The following is a 26,386-nucleotide window of genomic DNA, read 5'->3' as shown; positions in this document are numbered from 1 at the left end:
TCCACGTCGGCGCGAGGCCCTCATGGCGTCCGTCGACAAGACCGAGGTCCGCGCCCGCGCGCTGGCGTGCCGCGCCGCGGTCGGGCCAACCGGGAGGGCTTCCTTCGCCCGCCTCCTGGCCGAGGCCGGGCTCGACCTCGCCCGGCGCCGGTTCCCCTCGGCCGTCTCCGTCTTCCTGCCGATCCGCGGCGAGCCGGACACGCGCCCGCTGCTCGACGCCCTCGCGGGCGCGGGCATCCGCACCGCGCTGCCCGCGACGCCGCCGCGGGGCGAGCCGCTGCGCTTCCGCGCCTGGCGGCCGGGCGACCCGCTCGTGCCGGGCCGCTTCGGCACCGCCGAGCCGGCGCCCGAGGCCGCCGAGCGCGACCCCGACCTCCTGTTCGTGCCGCTCGCCGCCTTCGACCGGCGCGGCTTTCGCCTCGGCTACGGGGCGGGCTTCTACGACGGCGCGCTGGCCCGCCTGCGGGCCGTGAGGCCCGTCCTCGCCGTCGGCGTCGCCTTCGCGGCGCAGGAGGTGCCGGCCGTCCCCACCGAGCCCCACGACCAGCCGCTCGACGCCGTCCTGACGGAGCGCGGCCTCACCCTTTTCGGAGACTGAACCCTTGCGCATCCTCTTCGTCGGCGACGTGATGGGGCGCTCCGGGAGGGCCGCGGTGGCGGCTGAGCTGCCCAACCTGCGCGCGCGCTGGCGGCTCGACCTCGTGGTGGTCAACGGCGAGAACGCGGCCGGCGGCAAGGGCATCACCGAGAAGATCTGCGACGAGATCCTGGATGCGGGTGCCGACGCGGTCACGCTCGGCAACCACGCCTTCGACCAGCGCGAGGCCCTGGTGTTCATCGACCGCCAGCCCCGCCTCGTGCGGCCGCTGAACTACCCGCCCGGTACGCCCGGCCGCGGCGCCGCCCTGGTCGACCTCCACGACGGCCGCCGCGCGCTCGTCCTCAACGTGATGGGCCGCGTCTTCATGGATCCGCTCGATGACCCCTTCGCCGGGCTGGAGCGCGAGATCGAGGCCTGCCCGCTCGGCGTGGCCTGCGACGCGGTGGTGGTCGACGTCCACGCCGAGGCGACGAGCGAGAAGGTGGCGCTCGGCCACGTGCTCGACGGCCGGGCCTCGCTCGTCGTCGGCACCCACACCCACATCCCCACGGCGGACGGCCGCGTGCTGCCGGGCGGCACGGCCTACCTGACCGACGCCGGCATGACGGGCGACTACGACAGCGTGATCGGCGTCGCCAAGGAGGAGCCGATCCGCCGCTTCGTCCAGCGCACGCCCGGCTCCCGCTACGAGCCCGCCGACGGCCCCGCGACCCTCTGCGGCATCGCGGTCGAGACCGACGACCGCACGGGGCTCGCCGTGAGGGTCGCGCCCGTCCGGATCGGCGGGCTGCTGTCGCCGGCCGTGCCGGAGTTCTGGGAAGGGTAGCGTCGCCGTCTGGCGTCGCTAGGGGGATCGATGTAGCCTCGGCGCCGTGGCTTCGCTCCGCACTCTCGCCGTCAACCTCGCCGCCGTCGTCGGGCTGCTCGCCGCGGGCGCGGCGCCGTCCGACCGCCCGCCGGCGCCCGGACCATGACCGAGGCTCGACCGTGACCGCCGCCGACCCCCACGCCGCCCCCACGGCCGCCGCCGTGCCCGACCTCGCCGCCCGGTGGGACGCCGAGCGCAGGCTCGACCTCGCGCGGCTGTCGCCCGACGACCGCGCCGCGGCCGAGCGGATCGCCGCGGAGCTGCCGGCGCTCGACGGCGCCGCCGTCAACGGCTTCGGCGCCGACACCCAGACCCGCGCCAACAGCTTCCTGGACGAGCTGCTCGACGGCATCCGTACGGCCGACGCCGGCGTGTCCGGGCGGCTCTTGGCCGAGCTCGCCAGCGGCGTGAAGGCGCTCGACATCCCCGGCCTCCGGCGCGAGGCCGAGGGGCGCGGCACCGCGCTGGTGCGGATAGCGGGCGACCTGCCCGTGGTCGGCCGATACGTGTCGGCCTTCACGCGCTTCCGCGCCGACTACCGCCTGGTGATCGACCAGTTCTCCGACATCGAGAAGCGCGGGCGCATCGAGATGGGCCGGCTCGCCGCCATGGACAGCCGCATGGACAAGCTGGTGGCGGAGAACCTGCGCTCCCTGCGCGAGCTGGAGGTGCAGGTGGCGGCCGGCCAGATCGTGCTCGACCGCGAGCGCGCCCGCTTCGCCCGCGAGCGCCGCGACGCGCTCCGATCGCGCGACCCGAGCGCGCTGGCGGCCGTGCGGGACTTCGGCGAGCAGATCAACGGCTTCGAGACGCGGCTGCTGCGCCTCGCGGTGGCCATGGGCGACGCCATGCTGTCCGTGCCGCAGACCCGCAACGCCCAGACGGCGGGGCGCATCGAATACCGCAACATCCTCGACACGCTGCTGTTCGACCTGCCGCGGCTGAAGTCCGCCATCCTGCGCATCGCGGCGCTGAAGAGCATCACCGACGCGTCCAAGGCCAGCGAGGCCCGCCGCCGCCTGGCGCAGCAGATGAACGTGGCCGGCGTCGACGCGCTGGAGGCCGCCTACCTCCGCGCCAAGGAGAGCGAGGGCGGCGCGCTCGGCGAGGTGGCCGCCATGGGCGAGATCGCGGACCGCATCATCGGCATGATCGACCGGGGCGCCGCCATCGACGCCCGCAACCGCGCCGAGCGGGCCGAGGCGCAGCTGGCACTCGAAGGCACGAAGAAGCGTTACGTGGACGGGCTCGCCGCCGCGGGCGAGCGGGCCGTCCAGGCGGAACGCCCGGCCTGATCCGGGACGGGCGGGCGGGGGCAGGGGATCATGCAGTTCAGGCTGGACAGCTTCTTCAACCCGCACCTCGCGCCCGGCGTGCGGCGGCTCGACGCCATCCTGACCGTGACGGCGGACGGCGAGGCGGGCACCGGCGGGGCCCGGCGCGCGGTCGGCATCGTGCTCGACAATTCGAGCTCCATGAACGTCGCCGGCAAGATGGAGGCGGCCCGCCACGCGGCGCGGCGCTGCATCGACCTGCTGCCGCGGGACGCGCTGTTCACGGTGATCACCTTCGGCACCGCCTCGCAGATCGTGGTGCCGCTCTGCGAGGCGACCGACGCCAACCGCGCCGCCGCGCACCGCGCCGTGCAGAACATCTCGGCCAACGGCGCGACCTTCATGTCCAAGGGCCTGTCCGCCCTGCGCCGCGAGTTCGAGCGCGCCCCGGACGCGATCTGCTACGCCTACTTCCTCACGGACGGACAGAACGACGTCGACGACCGCGAGGACCTCGGCCGCGCCGTGGAGGCCTGCCGCGGGCGCATCGGCGTCGACTGCCGCGGCGTCGGCACCGACTGGGAGCCGGACGACCTGCGCCGCATCTCCACCGTGCTGCTCGGCACCGCCGACGCCGTGCCCGAGCCCGCGAACCTCGAAGCCGACTTCCGCGCCTGCCTCGGGCGCGCGCTCAGCAAGGCCACCGGCCGCGTGGCCCTGCGCCTGTGGCAGCCGGCCTCGTCGCGGCTCGTGTCGCTGCACCAGATGAACCCGGACGACATCGACATCACCGCGCTCGGCGAGCCCGAGAGCGCGCGCGCGACCCTGTGGAACCTCGGCGCCTGGGGCCGCGAGGCGCGCGACTACCACGCGGTGTTCGAGGTGGGCGACGGCGCGGTCGGCGAGGACATGCTGGTGTGCCGCCCGACCGTGGTGTGGGGCATGGGCGCAGGGGATGGCGCGGGCGAGCAGAAGGCCGCGGGCGCGCCGGTGGTCGCCACCTGGAGCGAGGATTCGGGGCTGACGGCGCGGCTCAACCCGGAGGTCGCCCACTACACCGGACAGGCCGAGATCGCCGCCTCGATCCGCGACGGGCTCGAAGCGCGCGACCGCGGCGACGACGCGGCCGCCACGCGCCTGCTCGGCAAGGCGGCCCGCATCGCCGCGGCCTCGGGCAACGAGGACGTGACGCGGCGGCTCAACAAGGTCGTCGACGTGGTCGACGCGACCTCGGGCACGGTGCGGCTGAAGCGCGGCGCCGGCAAGGCCGAGGCGCTGGAGCTCGAGATGGGCGGCACCCGCACGGTGCGGCGGCGGCCGGGCGCATGACCGAGGCCGTCTGCCCGCGCGGGCACCTGTCGGACGATCCGGACTTCTGCTCCGAATGCGGGCTGCGCATCGCCGCGGCGGCGCCCGCCGGCCCGACGCCGCCGGCCGCCGCGGCGACGGCCGCGCAGCTCTGCCCCGATTGCGGCACGCCGCGCGTGCCGGGCGCGCGCTTCTGCGAGGTGTGCCGGCACGATTTTTCGGCCGCTTCGTCCCCCGCACCGGCCGCGCCCCCGCCGCCGCCCGCAGCGCCGCCTCCGTCGCTCCCACCCGTGGCTCCGCCGCCGCTGTCGCCCTTCGCCGACGCGGGCGCGGTCGGCAACATGTGGGTGGTGGTGAGCCGCGACCCCGCGCGGCTCGACGCCGACGCCCCTCCGGAGCCCGACCGCGCCTACCCCTTGGACCTCGCCGAGAACCTCGTCGGGCGCCGCAACGGCCGGCGCGACGTCCATCCGGAGATCCCCGTCGCCGACCCGTCGGTGTCGGCGCGCCACCTCAAGATCTGCCGCCGCCCGGACGGCAGCCTCTACGGCGTCGATGTCGGATCGTCGAACGGCACTCTGCTGAACGGCGCCCCCCTGACGGAGGGCGTCGAGGCGCCCCTGAAGGCGGGCGACAGCCTCATCCTCGGCGCCTGGACGCTGCTGACGCTGGAAGCGCGGTGAGATGAGCCTGCCCGCCCCCGCCGGCCTCAGCGTGGCGAGCTTCCGCGCCGGCCTCGCGCGCGGCGTCGCAACGGCGGCGCCGGTCCTGCACCTGTGGCTCGGGCGAACGGCGCCGGGCGAGTATCGCTCGCCCTTCCCGGCGCGCCTTAGGGTCGGCCGCGCTGCCGTCGTGGTGATGGCGCTGCTGTGGCTCGCCGCGGGCTTCTCCGGGCTGAATGCCACGGCCGGCATCGTCCGCACCGTCGGCCACGACGCGGCGCCCTCCGTGTCGGCCGCCGAGGCGATCCGCACCGGCCTCGCGGCCGCCAACGCGGATTACGCGCTGGCGATGCTGTCGGGCGAGGGCCTCGACGGTCCCTCCCTGTCCGCCATGCGGTCGCGGCTCGGCGCCGTCCGCACCGCGATCGTGGACGCGGCCGTCAACGTCACCTACGGCGAGGAGGAGCGCGGCCCCATCATCCGCGTGTTGCAGGGGCTCGGCGATTACGAACAACTCGTCGGCCGGTCGGTCGCGAGCACCGCCGACGCCCGCCGCGACCTCGCCTTCGCGGCCGACGACCTCCTGCACTCGATCGTGCTGCCCGCCGCCGTGGACCTTGAGCGCGTCAATGCCGACCATCTCGACCGGGAGCACCGAGCCTACCTCGGGCGATGGCCGATCTGGTGGATGGCGGCAGCCGGCGGCCTGCTGATGGCCGGCCTCGTCGCTGTGCAGGTGGACGTGGCGCGCACGGCCAAACGCCTGCTCAACCCCGGCCTGCTCGTGGCGACGCTGGCTGTCGCCACGGTCACGGCGTTGCTCGGCTGGCGCCTCCTGGCCGCGCAAGTCGACCTGCACGTCGCCAAGTCCGACGCCTTCGACTCCGTCTCGGCCCTGTCTTCGGCCGGTGCCGTCGCCACGGATGCAGAGACGGCTCAGGCTTTCTCCTTGCTCGCCGATCCGGGGAGCGATCGCCGGGGTCGGTACGCCGCGACCTACGCATCGTTGGTGCGGCGCTTGCTCGACATGGATGCGGAGCGGGTCGAGCAGATCCTGAAAGGCACGTCCGTCATACCGAACGGCGGGGGCTACATCGGCGAGGAACTGCGCAACATCACCTTCCCGGGGGAGCGGAACGCCGCCGTGGCCCTCGTCGGCGCTTGGCGCCGCGTCATCACGGCCAACGATGCCCTGCGCGCGGACGACTCACACGGTCAGCGCGGGATCGCCATCGCCTCGCTGACCCAGAACGGTCCCGGCACCGCGCGCCGGGCCTTCGCCGGTTTCGACGATGCTCTGGGCAAGGTGCTGGACATCAATCGTGCGGAATTTGCGGCTCACATCGCCGCCGCCGAGGGCGACGACGCCCCGCTCGGCGCCGTCCTGGTGGCCGGCTTCGTCCTGGCGGTCGCGGCGGCGTGGTTCGGCATCGGCCGGCGCCTCGACGAGTACCGGTTCTGAGCCCCGTGGAGCCCGCGCGCCGCGCCGTGGAGATGTGGCGGGACCGCCTCGCCGCGGCGGCGCGCAACCTCGCCGACCTCAACGGCAGCGACGACGTGCGGCGCCTGCGCGCCCGCCTCGCCGGCGAGGGCGCCTACGAGGGCGCGACGCTGGCCGCGGCCCGGCGGGTCGCGGCTGCGCTCGACGGGCTGTGGGCCGACTACCTGCTCGTGTCCCGCACCGTCGAGGAGGCCGCCGCCCTGGCGCGCCGCCCGCTGTTCGGCCAGTCCCGCGACGGTGAGGCGGCGGCGCTGCTCGACGGCGCCTCGATCCGCCTTCCGGCCGTCGCGGTGCCGCTCGGCGCGCGCGGCCTGCTCGACGCCGCCGAGCGCAGCGCCGCCATCACCCCCGCCGCCGTGCTCGACGCGATGGTGGAGGGCTTCGAGGCGGCGCGGCGCGGCGCCGCCGCGATCGCGGCCGCAGCGACGGCCGGCCGCCTGAAGCTCGACGCGCTGCGCGCCGAGCCGGCCGCCGCCGAGGCGCCCCTGGCGGCGAGGCTCGACGCCGCGGCCCGCGCGCTCGACCGCGACCCGCTGGCGGCCGCCGGCCTCATCGCCCCCCTCGCGGCCGCCCTGGCGGCGCGGCGGGCGGAAGTGGGGGCCGCCGGGCGTCGGCGCGCGGCGCTGGCCGACGGCCTCGACCGCGCCCACGCCGACCTCGCGGCCCTGCGCGACGCGCTCCGGCGGCGCGACGGCGCCCGGCGCGACGCCGCGGGCCTGCTCGACCTGCCGCCGGCCGTGGATGGCGCCGACGACCTCGCCGCCTGGCTCGACCGGCTGGCCGCCGCCGGCGCCGCCGGGCAGGGCGACGCCGCCCTGGTCGGCCTCGAACGATGGTCGCAGGGCTGCGCCGCCGCGCGCGGCGCCGCCGAAGCGGAGGCGGAGTCCGTCGCCGCGCGGCTCCGCGAGCGCGACGACCTGCGCGGCCGCTTCCGCGCCCTGCGGGCCAAGGCCGCCGCCCTGGCGGCGCGGGAACCTGCCGCCCCGCATTCGTCGGCCGTCGCGGCGGCGCTCGACACGAGACCCTTCGACGCCGCGCGGGCGCGGGCGCTGCTCGCAGCCTGGGAGGACGGGCTCGCCGCCAGCCGGCGGACGCCATGATGCGGTCGCACCCCGTCCCGAACCATGGCGAGACAATGAGCGGAAGCCTCGGAAGGAGCGCACCATGGCGGCCCTGACCTGCACCCGCGTCGACGCGCGCGGCCGCGTCTGCGGCGGCGAGATCGACGAGGGCGTGTGCTCCACCTGCGGCCGGCCCGCCGAGAGCGGCGCGCTGGCCGGCGCCGTCGCGACGGCGGCGGCCGCCACGGCGTCGCCGAACCTCGCGGCCCAGCCCGGCCCCTGGGGCGCCGCCGCGGCGCCTGCGGCTCAGGCCGAGAGCCCCCTCGCGGCCGGCGGCTGGAGCGGCGCCACCGTGTCGCGCACGACCGGCACGGCCGCCCGCACCGGGCCGCTCGGCCACACGGTCGGCCACACCAAGGGCAGCCGCGCCAGCCGCCGTCAGTCGCGCGGCACCACCAGCCGGCGCCAGTCGCTCGGCGGCGGCCTCGTCTCGCTCCCGCCGCAGCCGAGCCAGGACCCGCTGTCGCTGGTCATCGCGCGGCCGGAGGTGTCGCTCGGCAAGCGCCGCTGCCCGCACTGCGACGCGCGCGTCAACCGCGTGAAGGGCTTCTGCCCGCAGTGCTCGGAGGCCTACGACTTCGAGCCCAAGCTGAAGCCGGGCGACGTTGTGGCCGGCAAATACGAGGTCAAGGGCGCCATCGCGTTCGGCGGCATGGGCTGGGTCTACCTCGGCTGGGACGCGGTCCTGTCGCGCTGGGTGGTGCTGAAGGGCCTCCTCAATTCCAAGGACCCCGAGGCGGTCGCGGCCGCCCTGGCCGAGCGGCAGTTCCTCGCCGCCGTGAAGCACGCCCGCATCGTCGGCATCTACGACTTCGTGAGCCAAGGCCCCGAGGGCTTCATGGTGCTCGAATACGTGGGCGGCCGCACCGTCGAGGCGATCCGCGAGGAGCGCGGGCCGCTGCCGCCCGAGGAGGCCATCGCGTACATCCTCGGCATCCTGCCGGCCTTCGGCGCGCTCCACGCGCAGGGCTTCGTCTATTGCGACTTCAAGCCCGGCAACCTGATGGTCGAGAGCGACGACGTGAAGCTCATCGACATGGGCGCGGTGCGCCGCATCGGCGACCCCGACGGCGCGGTCTTCGGCACCGACGGCTATTCGGCCAAGGAGGCCTCCGACGAGCCGACGCCCGTGTCGGACCTTTACACGGTCGGCCGCACGCTCGCCGTCCTGCTGATGGACTTCCTGTACCGCGTGCAGAAGGACACCGACCCGGCGACCGGCGCCGTGACCGCCACGCGGCGCATGCGCGCCGACTACGTCCACGCCCTGCCGACGCCGGACGTCGCGCCGATCCTCGCCGCCAACGACCCGCTCTACCGCTTCCTGATCCGCGCCACCCACGACGACCCCGACCAGCGCTTCCAGACCGCCGAGGAGATGGAGGGCCAGCTCTTCGGCGTGCTGCGCGAGACCGTGGCCCTGAAGTCCGGACCCAGGCCGGCCGAGAGCCGCGTCTTCTTCGGCGACGGCCTCGCCGACGGCTCCGACCGCGCGGGCGCGGCGGCGCCGCTCGCCCGGCTGCTGCCCGCGCTCCGGCTCGACACCGGCGACCCCGGCGCCGCCGACGTCCTGAGCCTCGCCGCGGTGCTCGACCCCGCGCGGCGCATCGACGGCCTCCGGGCGCTGGTTCGGAAGCGCCCGAACTCGGCCGAAGCCAAGCTCCGCCTCGCCGAGGCCCTGATCGCGGTCGGGCGGGGCGATCGCGCCGTCGCGGAACTCGGCGACGCCCTCAAGGCCAACGAGTTCGAGTGGCGCGCCTACTGGTATGCCGGGCTGGTCCACCTCGGCGCCGGCCACGCCGACCGGGCCTACACGGCCTTCGACCGCGTCTACTTCGAGATGCCGGGCGAGCTCGCCCCCAAGCTCGCCATGGCGTTCGCGGCGGAGGCCGGCGGGCGCGACGCCCAGGCGGCCGCGCTCTACCGCCGCGTGGTGGCGACCGACCCGTCCTACGCCTCGGCCTGCTTCGGCCTCGCGCGCTGCGAGGGCCGCGCCGGGCGCTTCGACGACGCCGCGGCGGCGCTGTCCGCCGTGCCGGCGACCCACAGCCTGTCCGTCGCGGCCCGCACCGAGCTGGTGTCGCTGCTGATCGGCATGGGCACGGCAGTCGACGAGGCGCGGCTCGCGCGGGCCGCGGGGGTCATCGAGGGCATCAAGGCCGACACGGCCGAGATGCACCTGCTGACCGCCCGCCTCTTCGCGGCGGCCCTGAAGCCCGTGGCCGAGGGCACCGTGGCCGAGCGGCGGGACGTGACCCTGCTCGGCCGGCCGATGACCGCCAACGCGCTGCGGCGCGGCGCCGAGGCCGCCTACCTCCAAGCCGGGCGGCGCGCCGCGTCCCGCTCCGAGAAGGCGCGGCTGGTCGACCTCGCCCACGCGGTGCGCCCGGTGACGCTGCTGTGAGCGCGGTTTCGAGCCCGCCGCGCTGCCCCGCCTGCGGAGAGCCGGCCGACGACCCGGCCGCGCGCTTCTGCGAGAGCTGCGGCGCGTCCCTGGCCGCGCCCGCGCCGGCCGAGAACCCGGCGGGGCCGCCCGCCGCCGCCTGCGAGGAGGCGATCGACGCGCGCCTCGCCATGGCGAGCGACCGCGGCCGGCGCCACCCCGTCAACCAGGACGCCGGCGCGGTGGCGCGGCGGCCGGACGGCGCCGTGCTGCTCTGCGTGGCGGACGGCGTGTCCTCGGCCGACAACGCCGAGGGCGCCTCCGCCGCGGCCGTCGCGGCGGCGCTGGAGCGCTTCGCGGCGGGGCCGGACGGCGCCGTCTCGGTGATGGGGGAAGCGCGGCGCTGCGTCGAGGCGGCGGCCGCGGCGGTGCTCGGGGTGCCGCGCCTCGGCGTCGACCCGGACCTCGACCCGCCCGAGACCACGGTGGTGCTGGCCGTGGTGCGGGACGGCGTGGCCGGGATCGCCTGGGTGGGCGACAGCCGCGCCTACCGGCTCGCGGGCGCGGACGAGACGCTCCTCACCCACGACGATTCGTGGGCCTGGGACGCGGTGGCGCGCGGCGTCCTCGGCCGCGAGGCCGCGGCCCGCGACCCCCGCGCCCACGCCATCACCCAGTGCCTCGGCATGCCGCTCGACGAGCTGGAGGTGCACGCGCTGTCGGCGGAGCTGCCGGCCGGATCGTCGCTCCTGCTCTGCACCGACGGTCTGTGGAACTACCACGACCACGAGGGCGCGCTCGGCGAGGCCCACGCCGACGCGGCCGCGGGGGGCGCCGACGCGGCGCTGGTGTGCCGCCGCCTCGTCGCCGAGGCGAACGGCATGGGCGGGCGCGACAACATCACCGTGGCGATCCTGAGGGGATGAGCCCCCTGATCGCTTCCGGGGAGGAGGGCGCGCACGGCGGTCGTCGCTACGCCCGCCCGAGACCCGTCACCGCCCGCGGCGTCACCTCCTCCAGCGGCACCGGCCGCGCGTGGGACCGCGTCGCCAGCATGTCGTCGATCAAGGCCAGCGCTTCGCCGCGGCCGCTGTTCACCACCTGCTCGAAGGGCGTGAAGGTCGAGGCGAAGTCGAGGGCTCCGAAGACGTCGCGGTAGCGCCGGAGCTCCTTCGGGGTGAGCGGCACGCCCCGCACGAAGGCCTTGTGGGCCGAGATGGTCGTGGCGCGGCGCCGGTCCGCGGGGTCGAGCTCGAACTTCAGCGCGTCGCCGCAGAACAGGATCCTGCGCGCCCGGTCGTACAGCACGGTATGCCCGTCGAAGTGGCCGGCCGTGAGGTGCAGCTCCAGGCCGGGCAGGGGCTCCAGAAAGTCGTCGAAGGGCCAGGTGACGCAGACCGCGGCCGACCAGGCGAGGTCGCCGGGGTGCAGCGCCAGCTCGGGGTCGAATCGGTCCTGGATCTGCCACAGCGCGCCGTAGCTGTGCGGGTGCGAGGCCGACAGAACCTGCACGCCGCCGCGGCCCGCGATGAAGTCGAGGGCCGCGTCGCTGAAGGCCGCGCAGCCCTCGAACATCAGGTTGCCGCCCGGGCTCTCGACCAGGTAGCTCATCGAGCCGATGCCGCTCACCGGCTCGTTCCAGAAGCGCCACAGGCCGGGCTCCAGCTTCTCCCAGTGGCAGGGATAGAGCGACTGCGCCTCGGCCAGGGTGCGGAAGCTCCAGCCGGTCTGGGGCACCACGTGGCGCGCGTCGAGGCACAGCGGGCAGGAGGGCGGCACCTCGAAGTGGCGCTGCCAGAAGCCGCAGTTGTCGCAGAAGAAGGCCGGCAGATCGAGCGCGCCGGCGAAGGGCAGGTAGCCGGGGCTCACGGTCGCGGCTCCGCGCGAAACGGGACGGGTCGGCTCGGGGTCACGGTGCTCTCCGGATGCGGTCTGCCGGGGACATCGCGCGCCGACGGCCGCGCGTCCAGCCCGGACGGCTTCACGCCCGCGGCTCGATCATGTCCCACAGGTTCCCGTAGAGGTCGGCGAAGACCGCGACCGTGCCGTAGGGTTCGCGCCGCGGGGCCTCCGTGAAACGGACGCCCGCGGCGAGAAAGGCCGCGTGGTCGCGCGCGAAGTCGTCCGTGTGGAGGAAGAAGGCCACGCGCCCGGCCGCCTGCCGGCCCACGGCGGCGCGCTGCTCCTCGCCCTCGGCCCGCGCCAGCAGCAGCCCGGCCCCCCGCCCGGCGGCACCGCCGTCACCCAGCGCCGGCCGGCGCCGTCGAGCGGCTTGTCGTCCGCGACCGCGAAGCCGAGCGCGCCGACGAAGAAGGCCAGCGCCTCGTCGTAGTCGCGCACCAGGAGCGTCGCGAGGGCGATCCGCCGGGCCATGCCGTCACCTCTTCGCGCGCTCGCGCGTTGCCGTGCCGCCCGGATCCGCCGGGCGGCGGAGGGTAGCATGAAGGTCGACAGCCTGGACCACCTGGTCCTCACGGTCGCGGACATCGAGCGGGCCTGCGTGTTCTACGAGGCCGTGCTCGGCATGGAGCACGTCGAGTTCGAAGGCCGCCACGCGCTGCGCTTCGGCGCGCAGAAGATCAACCTCCACCAGAAGGACAACACCTTCGAGCCCAAGGCGGAGCGCCCGACGCCGGGCTCCGGCGACCTGTGCTTCCTCACCGCGACGCCGATCTCCGACGTTCTGACCCACCTCGCGCGCTGCGACGTGCCGGTGATCGAGGGGCCGGTTAGCCGCACAGGCGCGACCGGCCGATTGCTGTCAGTCTACGTGCGGGACCACGACGGCAACCTGATCGAGATCAGCAACCTCGTCGGGTGAGCGGCGATGGGGATGCGGCGGAGGGCGTGGACCGGCGCGGATGTCACGCGAAGCCGGTCGGCAGCGCCGTGTCGTCCTTCAGCGTCTCCATAGAGATCGACGCCGACACGTCGAACAGTTCCACGCGCCCGACGAGGTCTTTGTAGACCTGGTCATAATGCTCGACGTTGGGCAGCACCACCTTTAGCACGTAGTCGTAGTGGCCGGTCAGCCGGTGCACCTCGACGATCTCGGGGATGTCGGCCACGGCGCGGCGGAAGGCGTCGAGCCAGTCGGCGGCGTGGCGCGTCGTGCGCAGCATCACGAAGACGGTGGTGGGCACCCGCATGGCGCGCCGGTCGAGGATCGCCACCTGCCGGGCGACGTAGCCGCTCTCGCGCAGCCGCGCGATCCGCCGCGAGCAGGCCGACACGCTCAGCGCCACCCGCTCGGCGAGGTCCGTCACCGACAGGTCGGCGTCGCGCTGGATCAGGGTGAGGAGCTTGCGGTCGCGGTCGTCGAGCATGCCGCCTTTTGCGGCGGCGCGGAGGTCCACGCAAGCGAGGAGCGTCCCGCCCCGGTTCGGCGCCGGGATCTTGCAGGATTTCGGGCAGCGGCCCGCGACGACGCGCGCCCTTTGTCGCTACCCCACGCCATGATGGCGGCAGGTTCGGAAGAAGGAGCGCGCAGCGTGAAGACGATCGGCCTCATCGGCGGCATGTCCTGGGAAAGCACCCTGGTCTACTACCGCCTGCTCAACGAGGGCGTCCGGGCCCGCCGCGGCGCCCTGCATTCGGCCGACGTGCTGCTCCACTCGCTCGACTTCGAGGCCGTCGTGCGGCTGCAGAAGGCGGGCCGCTGGGACGAGGCCGGGGCGATGCTCGCCTCCGCCGGCGCCGGCCTCGCCCGCGCGGGCGCCGACTGCCTGCTCATCTGCACCAACACGATGCACCTCGTGTCGGCGGCGGTGGAGCGCGCCGCCCCCGTGCCGCTGATCGACATCGTGGCCGAGACCGGCCGCGCCGTGGCCGGGGCCGGTTGCCGCCGCCCGCTGCTGCTCGCCACCCGCTACACGATGGAGCACGGCTTCTACGCGGCGCGCCTCGCCGGCGCGGCCGGCGTCGACCCCGTGATCCCGGAGGCCGAGGACCGCGCGCTGGTGCACGGGATCATCTTCGACGAACTGTGCCAGGGCATCGTGCGCGACGCGTCCCGCGCCCGGCTGATCGAGGCGATCCGCCGCGGCGCGGCGCGGGGCGCCGACAGCGTGATCCTGGGCTGCACGGAGATCTGCCTGCTGCTCGACCCCGCGGGCCTGCCGCTGCCCGGCTTCGACTCGACCGCCATCCACGCCGCCGCGGCGCTCGACTTCGCGCTGGGCCGCGAGGCGCCGGCGCTGCGCGAGGCCGCCTGACGCCGCACGGCGCCCCGTCGTTGCGGCCACCCGGCGGGTGCGGCAGGTCGGGCCGTTCGCCTTGGAGGGCGCGCACGGGTCGTCGAAGAGTGCCAGGGATGGAAGGCCGGAACCCCGCATGGCTGCCGCACCGGCCGAGCGGTGCCCGTCTCGACGCGACCCTGCCCCTCCGGGAGCGGGTGGAGTGACGGGCAACTGAGGGCGTCGAGGCCGGTGCCTCCGCGAGGAGCGCCTCGGCCTGCTACCTGGCCCTCGTCATCGATGTGTTCGCCCGCCGCGTCGTCGGCTGCGGCGCTTGCCACTCGGCCCAAGCCGGCTTCGTGCTGGACGCGTCAGAGCAGTCCCTGCACGACCGGCGGCCTGTCGGAGAGGGCAACACCCTGCATCGTCGAGACAGTGATCGCTCATTCGGTGGTGCAGGCGACAGCTGAAGCGACGCCCTCACGGGAGCCGTCGGCGGCCTGTTCAAAGCCGAGGTGATCCCCCGGTGCGGGCCAAGCCGGCCGTTCGAGGCCGTCGCTGATGCCACGCTCCGGTGGGGCGACTGGACCAGCCACCGCCGATCGCTCGATCCGATCGGCGACATCCCGACGGCCCAAGCCGAAGCGGCCTGCTATGCCGCGCCTGAGGCCACGCCGATGGCGGCGGTATTCCAGCTCAACCGGCCTTGGGGAATCCCCGAGCGGTCCGGCCAAACACTCAGCCGGCTGAGGCTTCCTCACGCTCCGGCGCGGTGAAGGGCCGGCTCGGCCGGGGGGCGCCCCGCCCGGCGCGCCTTCAGGCGATCCTTGGCGTCGCGCCCCGCGCGGGTGACGAGGCCGAGCGGCATCGGGATCTGGCGGCGAAAGAAGGCGAGCTTGCGCACGGGCGTCTCCACCGTCCAGCGCACGGCGGCGCCGGCGGGGAAGAACACCACATCGCCGGGGCCGAGGCGGCGCGGCGGGGCGGCGCCGTCCTCCATCACCACCGAGCCTTCGAGCAGGTGGATCGTCTCGTCGATGTGGTAGCGCCAGGTGAAGACGCCCGGCGTGCAGGCCCAGACCATGGTGGTGGCCATGCCGTCGGCGCTGCGCGACAGCACGGCGTTGCGCGCCACCGGGTCGCCCGCCTCGATCCATTCCGGCCGGATCGGCGCCGGCTTCAGCTCGACGGCCGTGTGCCCGTGGACGATGGCGGTGGCTGGCAACGTGGCGCTCCCTGGTCGCGGTCGGTGTGGGTCCTTCGGCCCCGCGCGGATGATAGCGCGATCCGCCGTCCGGAAACCGCTCCGCCGCGGCGGTGCCACGGTCGATGGAGATCAGCGTTAACCGCCGCCGACCGGGACCTCGTCCGGTGTTCGGCCCCGCGGCTGGATCGCGCGGCGCCGAACGGCTACACGGCGTCGCACCAGCGCCGCGCGCATCCGTCCGAAAGGCCGCCGTTCCATGACCGCCACCGACACCACCCACCGCATCGAGCGCGACTCCCTCGGCGAGGTGCCGGTCCCCGCCGACCACCTGTGGGGCGCGCAGACGCAGCGCTCGGCGACCTTCTTCCCCATCGGCGTCGACCGCTTCGCCTGGGGCCGCCCGGTGATCCGCGCGCTCGGCGTGCTCAAGAAATGCGCCGCCCTCGCCAACGGCGAGCTCGGCCAGCTCCCGCAGGACAAGGTCGACATGATCGCCGCCGCCGCCCAGGAGGTGATCGAGGGGCGGCACGACGGCGAGTTCCCGCTCGTGGTGTTCCAGACCGGCTCGGGCACGCAGACCAACATGAACGCCAACGAGGTGATCGCCAACCTCGCCATCCGGGCGGCGGGCGGCACGCTCGGCTCGAAGAAGCCGATCAACCCCAACGACGACGTCAACCGCGGCCAGTCCTCCAACGACGCCTTCCCGACCGCGATGCACATCGCCATCGTGGAGGAGATCGCGTCCCGCCTCGTGCCCGCCGTGACGGCGCTGCGCGACACCTTCGCGGCCAAGGCCGCGGAAGGCGCCGAGGTGATCCTGGTCGGCCGCACCCACCTCCAGGACGCGACGCCGATCACGCTGGAGCAGGTGTATTCCGGCTGGATCGCCCAGCTCGAGGAGGCGCTCGGCGGCGTCGAGCGCTCGCTGCTCGGCCTCCACGCCCTCGCGCTCGGCGGCACGGCGGTCGGCACCGGCATCAACACGCACCCGCGCTTCGGCGAGGTCGCGGCGGCCAAGATCGCGGCCGAGACCGGCCACCCCTTCGTGACGGCGCCGAACAAGTTCGCGGCCCTGTCGGCCCACGACGCCGTGGTGGCGACCTCCGGCGCGCTGCGGGTGCTCGCCGGCGCCTCGATGAAGATCGCCAACGACGTCCGCTGGTACGCCTCGGGCCCGCGCGCCGGCCTCGCCGAGCTGACGATCCCGGAGAACGAGCCCGGCTCCTCCATCATGCCGGGCAAGATCAACCCGACGCAGTGCGAGGCGCTGACCATGGTGGCCGTGCAGGTGTTCGGCAACGACCACGCCGTGGCCTTCGCGGGCTCCCAGGGCAACTTCCAGCTCAACGTGTTCAAGCCGGTGATGCTGCACAACGTGCTGGAATCGGTGGCGCTGCTGTCGGACGCGCTCCACGCCTTCAACAGCTTCTGCGCGGTCGGCATCGAGCCCAACACGAAGAAGATCCGGCAGAACCTCGACGGCTCGCTGATGCTGGTGACGGCGCTGAACCCGCACATCGGCTACGAGAAGTCCGCCAAGATCGCCCTGCTCGCCCATCGCGAGGACAAGACGCTGCGCGACGCGGCGGTCGAGCTCGGGATCAAGGGCGAGGACTTCGACGCCTGGGTGCGCCCGGAGGACATGACGAAGCCGCTGGCGGAGTGACGCGGCCCTGACCCCCGCGTCCGGCCGGACCGGGCGGCTCGGCCTCCGTGACGGGGCCGGGCCCGCGTGCTAACGGCGGGCGCGGGGCGAGGCCGGCATTCGGCCGCCCGGCGTCGGTTCCTCCCGGGCGGTCGCGCAGAGATGGCACGAGCGGCATTCGATGGCGGACGGCTCGTCGAGGCCTTCGGCCATCTCGGTCGCGACCTCGCATCGCGGGGAGTGTTCCTGGAGCTCGCCGTCTATGGCGGCAGCGCCATCATGCTGCACTACATCTGGCGAAAAGGGACCGAGGGGGTCGATGCCGTCCTGCGGCCCGGGTCCGACGAGCGCCTCCTGGCGCCCTCGGCCGCGCGCGTCGCGGCGCTGATGGGCCTGCCCGACGACTGGATCAACGACGCTGTCGGCATGTTCACGCCCCTTGTCGAAGACGACGCTCTGTTCGACCTGTCGGGCGTCTACCCCGACATCGGCGTGCCGGGGCTGCGCGTCCTGGTCGCCAAGCCGCACTATCTCCGCGCGATGAAGCTCATGGCGCTCTCGAACCTGGACCGGGGCGACAGGGACATGGACGACGCGAGGATGCTGGCGCGGGAACTGCGGATCGGCGATGTCGAGGCCCTCCAGCGTCTCTACGCGTCGATCCACGGCGAGCAGCCGGCGGCGGAGCTGCTGGCGTCGTTCGCCTCCGTTCTGGCGTGAGCCCGCATGCGTCCGGACACCCTGACGGAGGTGACGGGGCGCGCCGCGGCGGACGGCGACTGGGACCATCACCTGCGGGAGTTCCTCGACGCCTTCTACGCCCGCGACGGCCGTGAGGACCTACAGGCCGGCATGATCGCGGCCGACCCCGGCCTGCTCGCCGACGCGCGCGCCGACGCCTTCCTGGGCGGCGTGGGCGAACACCTCGCCCAGCGGTGGAGACTGCCCTTGCCCCGGTGGGTGCGGTCGGACGCGCGCTACCTCACGGAAGCCTGGTTCGTGCCGGACCGCCCCGGCATGCGGGCCTACCTCGTCGCGGCGAGCCCGGTGGCCTTCCGGACCCGGCTGATCTTCACCGGCCCGGATCCCCTGCAGCGGGCGCGCTTCCCCTACGGCCGGGGCACCGTGACCTTCCCGGCGGCCTATCCCCCCGCCCCGGACGGGTCGACGGAGCCCTGAACCGCGGGCGGCTCGGTGGCCCTTGCCCCGGCCTCGGCGGCCCGACGCCGCCTCACTTCGTGGCGTTCATGATCTGGATCGCGGCCGGCGTGCCGATGATCACGAACAGCACCGGCAGAAAGAACAGGATCATCGGCACGGTGAGCTTGGGCGGCAGCGAGGCCGCCTTCTTCTCCGCCTCCATCATGCGGCTGTCGCGGCCCTCCTGCGACAGCACGCGGAGCGCCGCGCCGAGCGGGGTGCCGTATTTCTCGGACTGGATCAGCACGGTCGACAGCGAGCGGACGAGCTCCAGCCCGGTCCGCTTCGCGAAGTTCTCGAAGGCGACGCGGCGGTCCGGCAGGTAGGACATCTCCGCCATGGTGAGCGTCATCTCCTCGGCCATGGGGACCGACTGCACGCCGATCTCGGAGGCGACCTTGCGGCCCGCGTGTTCCAGCGACATGCCGGATTCGACGCAGATCAGCAGCAGGTCGAGCGTGTCCGGGAAGGCCGAGCGGATCGACTTCTGCCGCTTGCCGGTCGCGTTGGACAGGAAGATCTCGGGCGCCTTGATGCCGGCATAGGCGGCGGCGAGGCAGATGCCGCCCTTGAACGCGAAGGCGATGTCGGGGTCCCACACGACGAACACGTAGAACAGGGCGAAGACGAAGAATCCGACCGGCGCGACCAGGCGGAAGAACAGGAACGTGACCTCGGCGCCCTGGCCGCGATAGCCCGCCATGGCGAGCTTCAGCTTGGCGCCCTCGGTGCCGAGCCACTTCGACGCGTTGAAGCCCTCGACCACGCGCGACATGAACGGCTTGGCCTCGGGGCGCAGGTTCGGCTTGCTGCTGCCCTTGGCGAGCTTCTCGCGCTCGCGCGCCCGGATGCGCTCCCGCTCGGACGAGACCTGCTTCATGCGCTTGCCCAGCGTGTCGGTCTCGAGCAGCGGCATGACCAGCGTCAGGATCGTGGCCGCGGCCGCGACCGCGGCGAGCAGCGCCGTCATGAAATGCTGGTCGGACAGCCGGGCGTAGATGATGTCGATCATCGCGAGGGCGCTTGGTCGGTCAGATTTCGAAGTTGATCATGTTCTTCATCACGAAGACGCCGATGCTCATCCAGAACAGCCCGGCGGCCAGCATCATGCGGCCGGTCGAGGTGGTCCACAGCAGCGCGATGTAGTCGGGGGACATCAGCCACACCAACGTGCCGACGATGAACGGCAGGCTGCCGATGATGCCCGCCGAGGCCTTGGCCTCCGACGAGATGGCCTTGACCTTGGCCTTCATCTTCTTGCGGTCGCGCACCACGCGGGACAGGTTGCCGAGCGCCTCGGTGAGGTTGCCGCCGGCCTTGGCCTGGATGGCGATCACGATGGCGAAGAAGTTGGTCTCGGTGATCGGCACCCGCTCGGCCATGCGCTCGACGGCCTCGCCGATGCCGAGCCCCATGGCCTGCGATTCCACGACGCGGCGGAACTCGGAGCGCAGGGGCTCGGGCGACTCCCCGGCGATCACGCGCAGGCAGTCGCCGAGCGGCAGGCCGGCCTTCACGCCGCGGATCACCACGTCGATGGCGTTGGGGAACTCGGCGGAGAACTTCGCCAGCCGGCGCTTCTTGAGGTAGCCCAGGATCCAGGACGGCAGGCCGAAGCCGCCGACCAGCGCCGCCGCGGCCGCCACGGCCCAGCTGTCCTGCACGGCGAGCAGGACCAGGCCGAGCAGCACGCCGAGCGTCGCCGACACCGTGACGTAGGTCTTGCGGCTCCACTCGAGGCCGGCCCGCTGGATGCGGATCTCGAGGCTCGCCTTCCGCGCCTTGCCGCGGCTCTCGACCTCCTTCAGGCTGTCGGCGACCTGCTTGCGCCGGCTCGCGGCGTCCACCACGCGCTCGGCCCCGATGCGCTTCGCGCGGGGGGTCGCCACGGCGGCGCGGCGCTTCTCGGCCTTGATGTCGCCCGTCAGGTAGGGGCTCGCCACGAACAGCGCGCAGCCGACCGCCGCGATGCCGAGCCCGTAGGCCATGGCGGTCTGGCCGTCGACCGCGGGAAGCGAGAGCGTCACAGGAGGCCCCCCTCCTTGAGGTCGGCGCGGTCGAGCGCGGCCGCGAGGCGCTCCTCCTCGCCGTAGTAGCGGGCGCGCTCCATGAAGCGCGGCTGGCCGATGCCGGTCGAGCGGTGGCGGCCCCTCAGCTTGCCCTGCGCGTCCTCGCCCAGGATGTCGTAGAGGATCACGTCCTGCGTGATGACCACGTCGCCCTCCAGCCCCAGCACCTCGGTCACGTGGGTGATGCGGCGCGAGCCGTCGCGCAGGCGCGTCGCCTGGATGATCACGTCGACCGAGGTGACGATCATCTCGCGGATGGTCTTGGACGGCAGCGAGAAGCCGCCCATGGTGATCATGGATTCGAGGCGGCTCAGGGCTTCGCGCGGCGAATTGGCGTGGAGCGTGCCCATCGAGCCGTCGTGGCCGGTGTTCATGGCCTGGAGCAGGTCGAAGGCCTCGGGGCCGCGCACCTCGCCGACGATGATCCGCTCGGGCCGCATGCGCAGGCAGTTGCGCACGAGGTCGCGCATCGTGATGGCGCCCGTGCCTTCGAGGTTCGGCGGCCGCGTTTCCAGCCGCACCGTGTGGGGCTGCTGGAGCTGCAGCTCGGCCGCGTCCTCGCAGGTGATCACCCGCTCGTCGTGCTCGATGTAGTTGGTCAGGCAGTTGAGCAGCGTGGTCTTGCCCGAGCCCGTGCCGCCCGAGATCAGCACGTTGCAGCGCACCTTGCCGATGATCTTCAGCACCTCGGCGCCGTCGGGCGAGATGGCGCCGAACTTCACGAGCTGGTCGAGGGTGAGCTTGTCCTTCTTGAACTTGCGGATGGTGAGGGCGGGCCCGTCGATGGCGAGCGGCGGCGCGATGACGTTGACGCGCGAGCCGTCCATCAGGCGCGCGTCGCAGATGGGCGAGGACTCGTCGACGCGGCGGCCCACCTGGCTGACGATGCGCTGGCAGATGTTCATCAGCTGCGCGTTGTCGCGGAAGCGGATGTTGGTGAGCTGGATCTTGCCGTTGACCTCGATGAAGGTCCGGGTGGCGCCGTTGACCATGATGTCGGCGATGTCGTCGCGCGCCAGCAGCGGCTCCAGCGGCCCGTAGCCCAGCACGTCGTTGCAGATGTCGTCGAGCAGGTCCTCCTGCTCGGCGATCGACATCACGACGTTCTTGATCGAGATGATCTCGTTGACGATGTCGCGGATCTCCTCCCGCGCCGTCTCGGCGTCGAGCTTGGACAGCTGCGACAGGTCGATGGCCTCGATCAGGGCCGAGAAGATCGTGCTTTTCGTGAGGTAGTAGTCGTCCGAGCGGCGGGCCTCGGCCACGGGCGGCGGGGGCGCGGCCGGGACGGCCGTCGGGCGATATCCGCCGGGCGCGCCGGCCGGCTCGGGCCGCGACGGGGTCGGGGCCAGGGCGGGAGCGGCCCCGCCGGACGCGCGTCGTCCGAACATCGTCGCGAACTTCCTTTCCCGCATCGGCCCGGCGGCCCCGCGGCTCCCGGCACCTTGACCGACGAATGGTTACCGTTTCCGGAAAGGGCGGGAGGGCATCCGAGCGGAGCGCGCTTTCGGGGCGCGGCGACCGGTGCGGCGATGCCGTTTCACCCGGCCAGCCCCGCCGCGACCCGGCCGACCTCGGCCAGCACGGCCTCGCGCGCCGCGTCGGCGAGGCCGGGCGCGTCGCAATAGGCCGCCACCACGATCGGAGGCCGCCCGGGCGGCCGCAGCACGGCGACGTCGTCCGCGACCGGCCCCGCGGTGCCGGTCTTGTCGCCGACGGTCCAGCCGGCCGGCACGCCGGCGCGGATGCGCTTCAGCCCGGTCTCGCAGGCGACCGTCCAGCCGTCGAGGCGCGCGCGGGAGGGGGGAGCGAGGGCGTCGCCGAGCAGCAGCGCGCGGGTCAGCCCCGCGAAGGCGCGCGGCGTCGTGGTGTCGCGCTCCCCGTCGGGGTGGTTCAGGGCGGGCTCGACCCGGTCGAAGCGCGACGCGGCGTCGCCGAGCCCGCGGACGAAGCGCGTCACGGCGTCCGGGCCGCCGAGGCTCGCGAAGATGAGGTTCGCGGCGCCGTTGTCGCTGTGCACGATCGCGGCGCGGCACAGGGCGTCCAGCGTCATGCCGCCCTCGGAGAGGTGGGCCGCCGTGTCCGGATCGTAGCCCACGGCGATCTCGGCCGCCGTGTAGGGGACGCGGCGGTCGAGCCGCTCGGCCCCCGCGTCGACCCGCGCCAGAACGGCCGCCACGGAGGCGAGCTTGGTGGTGGAGCACATCAGGAAGCGCTCGTCCGCCCGGTGCGCGAGGCTGCGGCCCGAGCCCGTGTCGAGCGCGAAGGCGCCGAGCCGCCCCCCGCTGCGCCGCTCGACGGCGGCGAGCGCGTCCTCCGCCGCGGCGGAGGCGGCGGGGCAGAGCGCGGCCGCGCCGAGGCCGAGCAGGACCGCGCGCCGGCGCAGGGGGGCGCCGGAGCCGTCGAAAATGCCGGAAAGGGTGTCGGATCGCATCGCGCTTGTCCGTGAGTGGCTGGGCGGCGGCGGGCATATCGTGCGATGACGCGCGAAGTGGGGCCGCCGACCGGGTGCCCGATCCCCGGCGACCGCCGGACCTGAGATCCCGACGAGGAGACCCCGACGTTGCCTCACCCCGCGGACCATGACCACGCCGGCCACGGCCATCACGGGCACGCCCACGGCCCCGGCGGCCATTCCCACGCGCCCGCCTCGTTCGGCCGCGCCTTCGCGCTCGGCATCGCGCTCAACGCCGGCTTCGTGGTGGCCGAGGCCGTCTTCGGGCTGCTCGGCCATTCCATGGCGCTGCTGGCCGACGCGGGCCACAACCTGTCCGACGTGCTGGGCCTGGCGGTGGCGGGCGGCGCCCACGCGCTGACGCGGCGGGCCCCGACGCGGCGCTTCACCTACGGATTCGGCTCGTCGTCGATCCTGGCGGCGCTGTTCAACGCCGTGTTCCTGCTCGTGGTGGTGGGCGGCCTGTCCTGGGAGGCGATCCTCCGGTTCGCGCAGCCCGAGCCCGTCGCGCCCTGGACCGTGATGGCCGTCGCCGCGGCCGGCATCGCCGTCAACGGGGGCTGCGCCCTCCTGTTCGCCGCGGGCCGCCACGGCGACCTGAACCTGCGCGGCGCCTTCGTCCACATGCTCGCCGACGCCGTCGTGTCGGCCGGCGTGGTGGCGGCGGGCCTCCTCATCCTGCTCACCGGGTGGCTGTGGGTCGACCCCGCGGTCAGCCTCGCGGTCAACGCCGTCATCGTGTGGGGCACCTGGAGCCTGCTGCGCGACAGCACCGTCCTGGCCATGGGAGCCGTGCCGCCCGGCATCGAGCCCGCGGCGGTGCGACGCTTCCTCGCCGAGCGGCCGGGCGTGCAGGGGCTGCACGACCTCCACATCTGGCCGATCTCGACCACCGAGACGGCCCTGACCGCCCACCTCGTCATGCCGGGCGGCCACCCCGGCGACGACGCCCTGATGGCGTGCTGCGCGGGGCTGCGCGAGCGCTTCGGCATCGGCCACGCGACGCTGCAGGTCGAGACCGACGCCGCCACCGTCTGCGCGCTGGCCCCCGAGACCGTGGTCTGACAGGAGAACGAAGGATGAGGAACGCGCACCGCTTGACGGACCGCGTCGCGCTGGTGACGGGCGCGTCGCGCGGCATCGGCCGCGCCGTCGCCGAGCTCTACGCGCGCGAAGGCGCGACCGTGGTGGTCAACCATTGGCGCGACGCCGAGGCGGCCGAGGCCGCGGTGGCGGCGCTGCACGCGGCCTCGGCGGCCGAGGGCCATCCCGCCCGCACGCACGCCGCCGCCGAGGCCGACGTGTCGGACGCCGCCGCGGTGGAGCGGATGTTCGCGGACGTCGCGGCCCGCTGCGGCCGGCTCCACGTGCTGGTCAACAACGCCGGCATGCAGGTCCCGACGCCGGGCGAGGGCTTCGACGACGCGGCTTTCCTGCGCGTGCTCGGCGTCGACCTGATCGGCCCGGCCCTGTGCTCGCGCGCGGCGCTGCGCCTGTTCCTGCCGCAGGGGAGCGGCACGATCATCAACACGACGAGCGTGCACGAGCTGATCCCCAAGCCCGGCTACGCGGCCTACTCGGTCGCCAAGGGCGGGCTCGGCAACCTCACGCGCACGCTGGCGCTGGAGTTCGCGTCGCGCGGCATCCGGGTCAACGCGGTGGGGCCGGGCGCCGTCACCACCGACATGAACGCCGCCTGGACCGGCGACCCCGCGGCGCGGGCCGCGGTGGAGGCGCACATCCCCATGGGACGCGCGGCCTCGGCCGAGGAGATCGCGACCGTCTTCGCGTTCCTGGCCTCCGACGACGCGCGCTACATCACGGGCCAGACCGTCTACGCCTGCGGCGGCCTCACGCTCTACGGCGACTTCGCGACGAACTGGGCGTCATAGGGCGCGGCGGCCCTCCCAGGGCTGGAAGCGGCGCGGGTCGGCGCGGACCTCGGGCAGGCGCTTGAACACCCGCACCATGAAGGCGGTAGCGAAGAGCGGCGTCAGCAGGTTCAGCACCGGCACCGCCACCACGGCCGCCATCACGAGCCCGGCGAGGAAGATGCGGGTGCCGTGGCGCCTGCGCAGCGCTTCCGCGTCGGCGGGCGGCAGGTGGCGCAGCGCCACGAACTCGTAATACTGCCGGCCGAGCAGGTAGGCGTTGGCGCCCAGGAACGCCACGGCGTTGACGCCGGGCACGAGCAGCAGCAGCAGCGCCACCAGCGTCACGCCGAGCTGCAGCGCGCCGAACCGCACCGACAACACCACCGCGGGCATGATGTGAAGCGGGCGGCCCGGCGGCGACAGCGGGTCGAGGTCGCGCTCCACGCGCTCCGCGAGGTCGTCGATGAAGAACCCCGCCACGACCGACGACACCGGCGCGACCAGGAACACCGAGCCCACGAGCAGCCCCAGCCCCGCCACGAGGCCGATCAGGGTCGACAGCCAGGCGGCGTGGACGGCCACGAGCAGCAGCAGCCCGTGGTCGAGCAGCGCCACGGCGCCGACGAGGATCAGCAGCGTGAGCCCCAGCACCTTGATGAGCGCCGCGCGGAACGGCGGGGTCAGGATCTCGCGGAAAGCGGCGAGCGCGTCGGCCAGCAGGAGCACGGCGATGACACCTTTTTACGCGTGGTAAAGCATGGTGAACCGGATCGTTCGAATGCTCCGGAACTCCCCCGACAGCGTGTCGTTACGATGACATGGCACAGCTTCACAACTCAGGGTCCCGGCGGACCGTTGTGGTCGTCGAGGACGAGTTCCTCGTGCGCGACCTCGCGGTCTGCGAGCTCGAAGACAACGGCTTCACCGTGGTCGAGTTCGACTGCGCCGACGCCGCCTTGCCCTACCTGCGCGAGCACGGCGGCGAGACGGCCGCCATCGTGACCGACGTGCAGATGCCCGGCTCCGTGAACGGGCTGGAGCTCGTCGCCATCCTGGACCGGCTGTGGCCGGGCGTGCCGGTGCTGATCACCTCGGGCGGCCCGCTGGTCGACCCTCGCCTGCTGCCACCCTGCGCCGGGTTCATCCGCAAGCCCTGGCTGCCGGAGGACATGGTGGCCCGCGTGGCCGGCATGGTGTCGGCGCACTGAACCCGATCCGCCCCGCGGGCGGCCGCCACGCCCCGGCGGGGTCGCGGCGCCCCGGCGTCAGCGGTTCGTGTTGTAGGCGTCCGTGAGGATGCGGCCGGAGCTGATGAAGCCCTGCTTCAGGGCCGACCACGCCGTCCTGGTCGCCGTGGACAGCTTCGCGAGGCGCGCCTGTGCGGCGGCGGCCCGGCCCTTCACGGCCGCGATGCGCGCCTCGACGGCGTCGCGCTGCTCCGCCGTGAGGTCGGCGACCTTGCCCTGCAGGTCGCCGGCGACGCCGAGCCAGTAGCTCTGCTCGGCCTTGAGCCGCGCCTCGACCACGGCCTTGCGCTGGGCGACGTCGAGCCGGAACTGCGCCACGGCGGCGTCGGTCGCCGCGTCGAACTGCTTGTAGGGCGCTTCGAGCGCGGCGCGGGCGGTGCGGAGCTGGTCCACCGTCATCTGCCGGGCCTGGGCCGACACCGTGGCGATCTGGTTCTTGTAGGAGTCGCGCACCGTCTTCAGCGCCACGACGGCGTCGTGGGCCTTCTGGCGGGCGGCGGCATCCACCTTGTCGGCGTCGTCCTGCAGCACGGAGATGGTCGCGTCCATCTCGGCCAGCCGCTCCTGCGCCTGCGCGATGGCGGCGTGGGCGCCGACGGGGTCGGGCTCGGCGCCGGCGGCCCGCGCGTCCGCGGCGGGCGCCGCGGCCGGCGGGGCGGCCAGGACCGCGGCGGGGGCGAGGCCGGCGAGGACGGCCGCGATCGTGATGGCTCGGCGGGACATGGTTCCTCCTGTGACCGGGACGCGGCGACGATGCTGCGGGGCCTCGACCGCGCCAACGCCCGGGCGGCCC

The 26,386-nt window shown here is 74.1% G+C and carries 26 protein-coding genes and 1 pseudogene; 17 read left to right on the top strand and 10 right to left on the bottom strand.

What is annotated here, in order from left to right; all coding sequences use genetic code 11:
- The first annotated feature begins 22 nt into the window (after positions 1–22).
- The 9 genes from L7N97_RS05005 to L7N97_RS04965 all read left to right on the top strand — a co-directional run bounded on the left by L7N97_RS05005 (position 23) and on the right by L7N97_RS04965 (position 10,644).
- Positions 23–598, top strand: a complete 576-nt coding sequence (locus L7N97_RS05005) for a 5-formyltetrahydrofolate cyclo-ligase (RefSeq protein WP_237477251.1) — start codon at positions 23–25, stop codon at positions 596–598.
- A gap of 4 nt (positions 599–602) precedes the next feature.
- Positions 603–1,427, top strand: a complete 825-nt coding sequence (locus L7N97_RS05000; RefSeq protein ID WP_237477250.1) for a TIGR00282 family metallophosphoesterase — start codon at positions 603–605, stop codon at positions 1,425–1,427.
- A 161-nt stretch (positions 1,428–1,588) separates the two neighbouring features.
- Complete coding sequence (locus L7N97_RS04995) at positions 1,589–2,764, top strand: toxic anion resistance protein (RefSeq protein WP_237477249.1); 1,176 nt, start codon at positions 1,589–1,591, stop codon at positions 2,762–2,764.
- Positions 2,765–2,794: 30 nt separating this feature from the next.
- Positions 2,795–4,072, top strand: coding sequence for a VWA domain-containing protein (locus L7N97_RS04990; RefSeq protein ID WP_237477248.1), 1,278 nt, complete (start codon positions 2,795–2,797; stop codon positions 4,070–4,072).
- Positions 4,069–4,734, top strand: coding sequence for an FHA domain-containing protein (locus L7N97_RS04985; RefSeq protein ID WP_237477247.1), 666 nt, complete (start codon positions 4,069–4,071; stop codon positions 4,732–4,734). Before L7N97_RS04990 ends, L7N97_RS04985 begins: the two co-directional genes overlap by 4 nt.
- A 1-nt stretch (position 4,735) precedes the next feature.
- The gene (locus L7N97_RS04980; RefSeq protein WP_237477246.1) at positions 4,736–6,175 is read left to right on the top strand and encodes a hypothetical protein; all 1,440 of its coding nucleotides are present in this window, start codon (positions 4,736–4,738) and stop codon (positions 6,173–6,175) included.
- 5 nt (positions 6,176–6,180) lie between these two features.
- Entirely contained in the window at positions 6,181–7,314 is a 1,134-nt protein-coding gene (locus L7N97_RS04975) for a hypothetical protein (protein ID WP_237477245.1), read from the top strand.
- A 64-nt stretch (positions 7,315–7,378) separates the two neighbouring features.
- Positions 7,379–9,739, top strand: a complete 2,361-nt coding sequence (locus L7N97_RS04970; protein WP_237477244.1) for a serine/threonine-protein kinase — start codon at positions 7,379–7,381, stop codon at positions 9,737–9,739.
- A complete protein-coding gene (locus L7N97_RS04965) occupies positions 9,736–10,644 on the top strand; it encodes a protein phosphatase 2C domain-containing protein (protein ID WP_237477243.1) in 909 nt (302 codons plus the stop codon). The genes L7N97_RS04970 and L7N97_RS04965 overlap by 4 nt, the downstream gene beginning before the upstream one ends.
- Before the next feature lie 46 nt (positions 10,645–10,690).
- Here L7N97_RS04965 and L7N97_RS04960 read toward each other — a convergent pair whose 3' ends face one another.
- On the bottom strand, positions 10,691–11,587 hold the full coding sequence (locus L7N97_RS04960) for an MBL fold metallo-hydrolase (RefSeq protein WP_237477242.1): 897 nt from the start codon (positions 11,585–11,587) through the stop codon (positions 10,691–10,693).
- Between the two features lie 112 nt (positions 11,588–11,699).
- Positions 11,700–12,091, bottom strand: a pseudogene (locus tag L7N97_RS04955) (VOC family protein).
- Between the two features lie 67 nt (positions 12,092–12,158).
- Between L7N97_RS04955 and L7N97_RS04950 the strand changes: the two are divergent.
- Positions 12,159–12,539, top strand: coding sequence for a VOC family protein (locus tag L7N97_RS04950; protein ID WP_237477241.1), 381 nt, complete (start codon positions 12,159–12,161; stop codon positions 12,537–12,539).
- 43 nt (positions 12,540–12,582) lie between these two features.
- On the opposite strand, the gene L7N97_RS04945 is transcribed toward L7N97_RS04950, so the two are convergent.
- On the bottom strand, positions 12,583–13,044 hold the full coding sequence (locus tag L7N97_RS04945; protein ID WP_237482045.1) for an Lrp/AsnC family transcriptional regulator: 462 nt from the start codon (positions 13,042–13,044) through the stop codon (positions 12,583–12,585).
- 165 nt (positions 13,045–13,209) lie between these two features.
- Between L7N97_RS04945 and L7N97_RS04940 the strand changes: the two genes are divergently transcribed.
- A complete protein-coding gene (locus L7N97_RS04940; protein ID WP_237477240.1) occupies positions 13,210–13,932 on the top strand; it encodes an aspartate/glutamate racemase family protein in 723 nt (240 codons plus the stop codon).
- 718 nt (positions 13,933–14,650) lie between these two features.
- Here L7N97_RS04940 and L7N97_RS04930 read toward each other — a convergent pair.
- Positions 14,651–15,118, bottom strand: coding sequence for a cupin domain-containing protein (locus L7N97_RS04930; RefSeq protein WP_237477239.1), 468 nt, complete (start codon positions 15,116–15,118; stop codon positions 14,651–14,653).
- 238 nt (positions 15,119–15,356) lie between these two features.
- On the opposite strand from L7N97_RS04930, the gene fumC reads away from it, so the two are divergent.
- The 3 genes from fumC to L7N97_RS04915 all read left to right on the top strand — a co-directional run bounded on the left by fumC (position 15,357) and on the right by L7N97_RS04915 (position 17,927).
- Complete coding sequence (fumC, locus tag L7N97_RS04925) at positions 15,357–16,769, top strand: class II fumarate hydratase (RefSeq protein ID WP_237477238.1); 1,413 nt, start codon at positions 15,357–15,359, stop codon at positions 16,767–16,769.
- Positions 16,770–16,910: 141 nt separating this feature from the next.
- A complete protein-coding gene (locus L7N97_RS04920) occupies positions 16,911–17,468 on the top strand; it encodes a hypothetical protein (protein WP_237477237.1) in 558 nt (185 codons plus the stop codon).
- A gap of 6 nt (positions 17,469–17,474) precedes the next feature.
- Positions 17,475–17,927, top strand: a complete 453-nt coding sequence (locus L7N97_RS04915) for a hypothetical protein (protein WP_237477236.1) — start codon at positions 17,475–17,477, stop codon at positions 17,925–17,927.
- A 52-nt stretch (positions 17,928–17,979) separates the two neighbouring features.
- Here the strand turns inward: L7N97_RS04915 and L7N97_RS04910 are convergent, their stop codons facing one another.
- From L7N97_RS04910 to bla, 4 genes are all read right to left on the bottom strand, one after another.
- The gene (locus L7N97_RS04910) at positions 17,980–18,960 is read right to left on the bottom strand and encodes a type II secretion system F family protein (RefSeq protein ID WP_237477235.1); all 981 of its coding nucleotides are present in this window, start codon (positions 18,958–18,960) and stop codon (positions 17,980–17,982) included.
- Positions 18,961–18,979: 19 nt separating this feature from the next.
- Positions 18,980–19,936, bottom strand: coding sequence for a type II secretion system F family protein (locus L7N97_RS04905; RefSeq protein ID WP_255721888.1), 957 nt, complete (start codon positions 19,934–19,936; stop codon positions 18,980–18,982).
- 35 nt (positions 19,937–19,971) lie between these two features.
- The gene (locus tag L7N97_RS04900; RefSeq protein ID WP_237477233.1) at positions 19,972–21,408 is read right to left on the bottom strand and encodes a TadA family conjugal transfer-associated ATPase; all 1,437 of its coding nucleotides are present in this window, start codon (positions 21,406–21,408) and stop codon (positions 19,972–19,974) included.
- Positions 21,409–21,557: 149 nt separating this feature from the next.
- A complete protein-coding gene (gene bla, locus L7N97_RS04895) occupies positions 21,558–22,451 on the bottom strand; it encodes a class A beta-lactamase (RefSeq protein ID WP_237477232.1) in 894 nt (297 codons plus the stop codon).
- 129 nt (positions 22,452–22,580) lie between these two features.
- On the opposite strand from bla, the gene L7N97_RS04890 reads away from it, so the two are divergent.
- Positions 22,581–23,537, top strand: coding sequence for a cation diffusion facilitator family transporter (locus L7N97_RS04890; RefSeq protein ID WP_237477231.1), 957 nt, complete (start codon positions 22,581–22,583; stop codon positions 23,535–23,537).
- A gap of 14 nt (positions 23,538–23,551) precedes the next feature.
- Positions 23,552–24,364, top strand: a complete 813-nt coding sequence (locus tag L7N97_RS04885) for an SDR family NAD(P)-dependent oxidoreductase (protein ID WP_237477230.1) — start codon at positions 23,552–23,554, stop codon at positions 24,362–24,364.
- On the opposite strand, the gene L7N97_RS04880 is transcribed toward L7N97_RS04885, so the two are convergent.
- Positions 24,359–25,072, bottom strand: a complete 714-nt coding sequence (locus L7N97_RS04880; RefSeq protein ID WP_309242760.1) for a sulfate transporter family protein — start codon at positions 25,070–25,072, stop codon at positions 24,359–24,361. The two genes, L7N97_RS04885 and L7N97_RS04880, sit on opposite strands and share 6 nt — an antisense overlap.
- A gap of 92 nt (positions 25,073–25,164) precedes the next feature.
- On the opposite strand from L7N97_RS04880, the gene L7N97_RS04875 reads away from it, so the two are divergent.
- A complete protein-coding gene (locus L7N97_RS04875) occupies positions 25,165–25,554 on the top strand; it encodes a response regulator (RefSeq protein WP_237477229.1) in 390 nt (129 codons plus the stop codon).
- A gap of 57 nt (positions 25,555–25,611) precedes the next feature.
- On the opposite strand, the gene L7N97_RS04870 is transcribed toward L7N97_RS04875, so the two are convergent.
- The gene (locus tag L7N97_RS04870) at positions 25,612–26,316 is read right to left on the bottom strand and encodes a hypothetical protein (RefSeq protein ID WP_237477228.1); all 705 of its coding nucleotides are present in this window, start codon (positions 26,314–26,316) and stop codon (positions 25,612–25,614) included.
- Positions 26,317–26,386: the final 70 nt, after the last annotated feature.

Origin of the sequence: Lichenibacterium dinghuense (genome assembly GCF_021730615.1) — a bacterium.
GTDB lineage: Bacteria > Pseudomonadota > Alphaproteobacteria > Rhizobiales > Beijerinckiaceae > Lichenihabitans > Lichenihabitans dinghuensis.
Note: the sequence above shows the minus strand (reverse complement) of the source record. Positions and strands in the feature narration are given on the sequence as shown.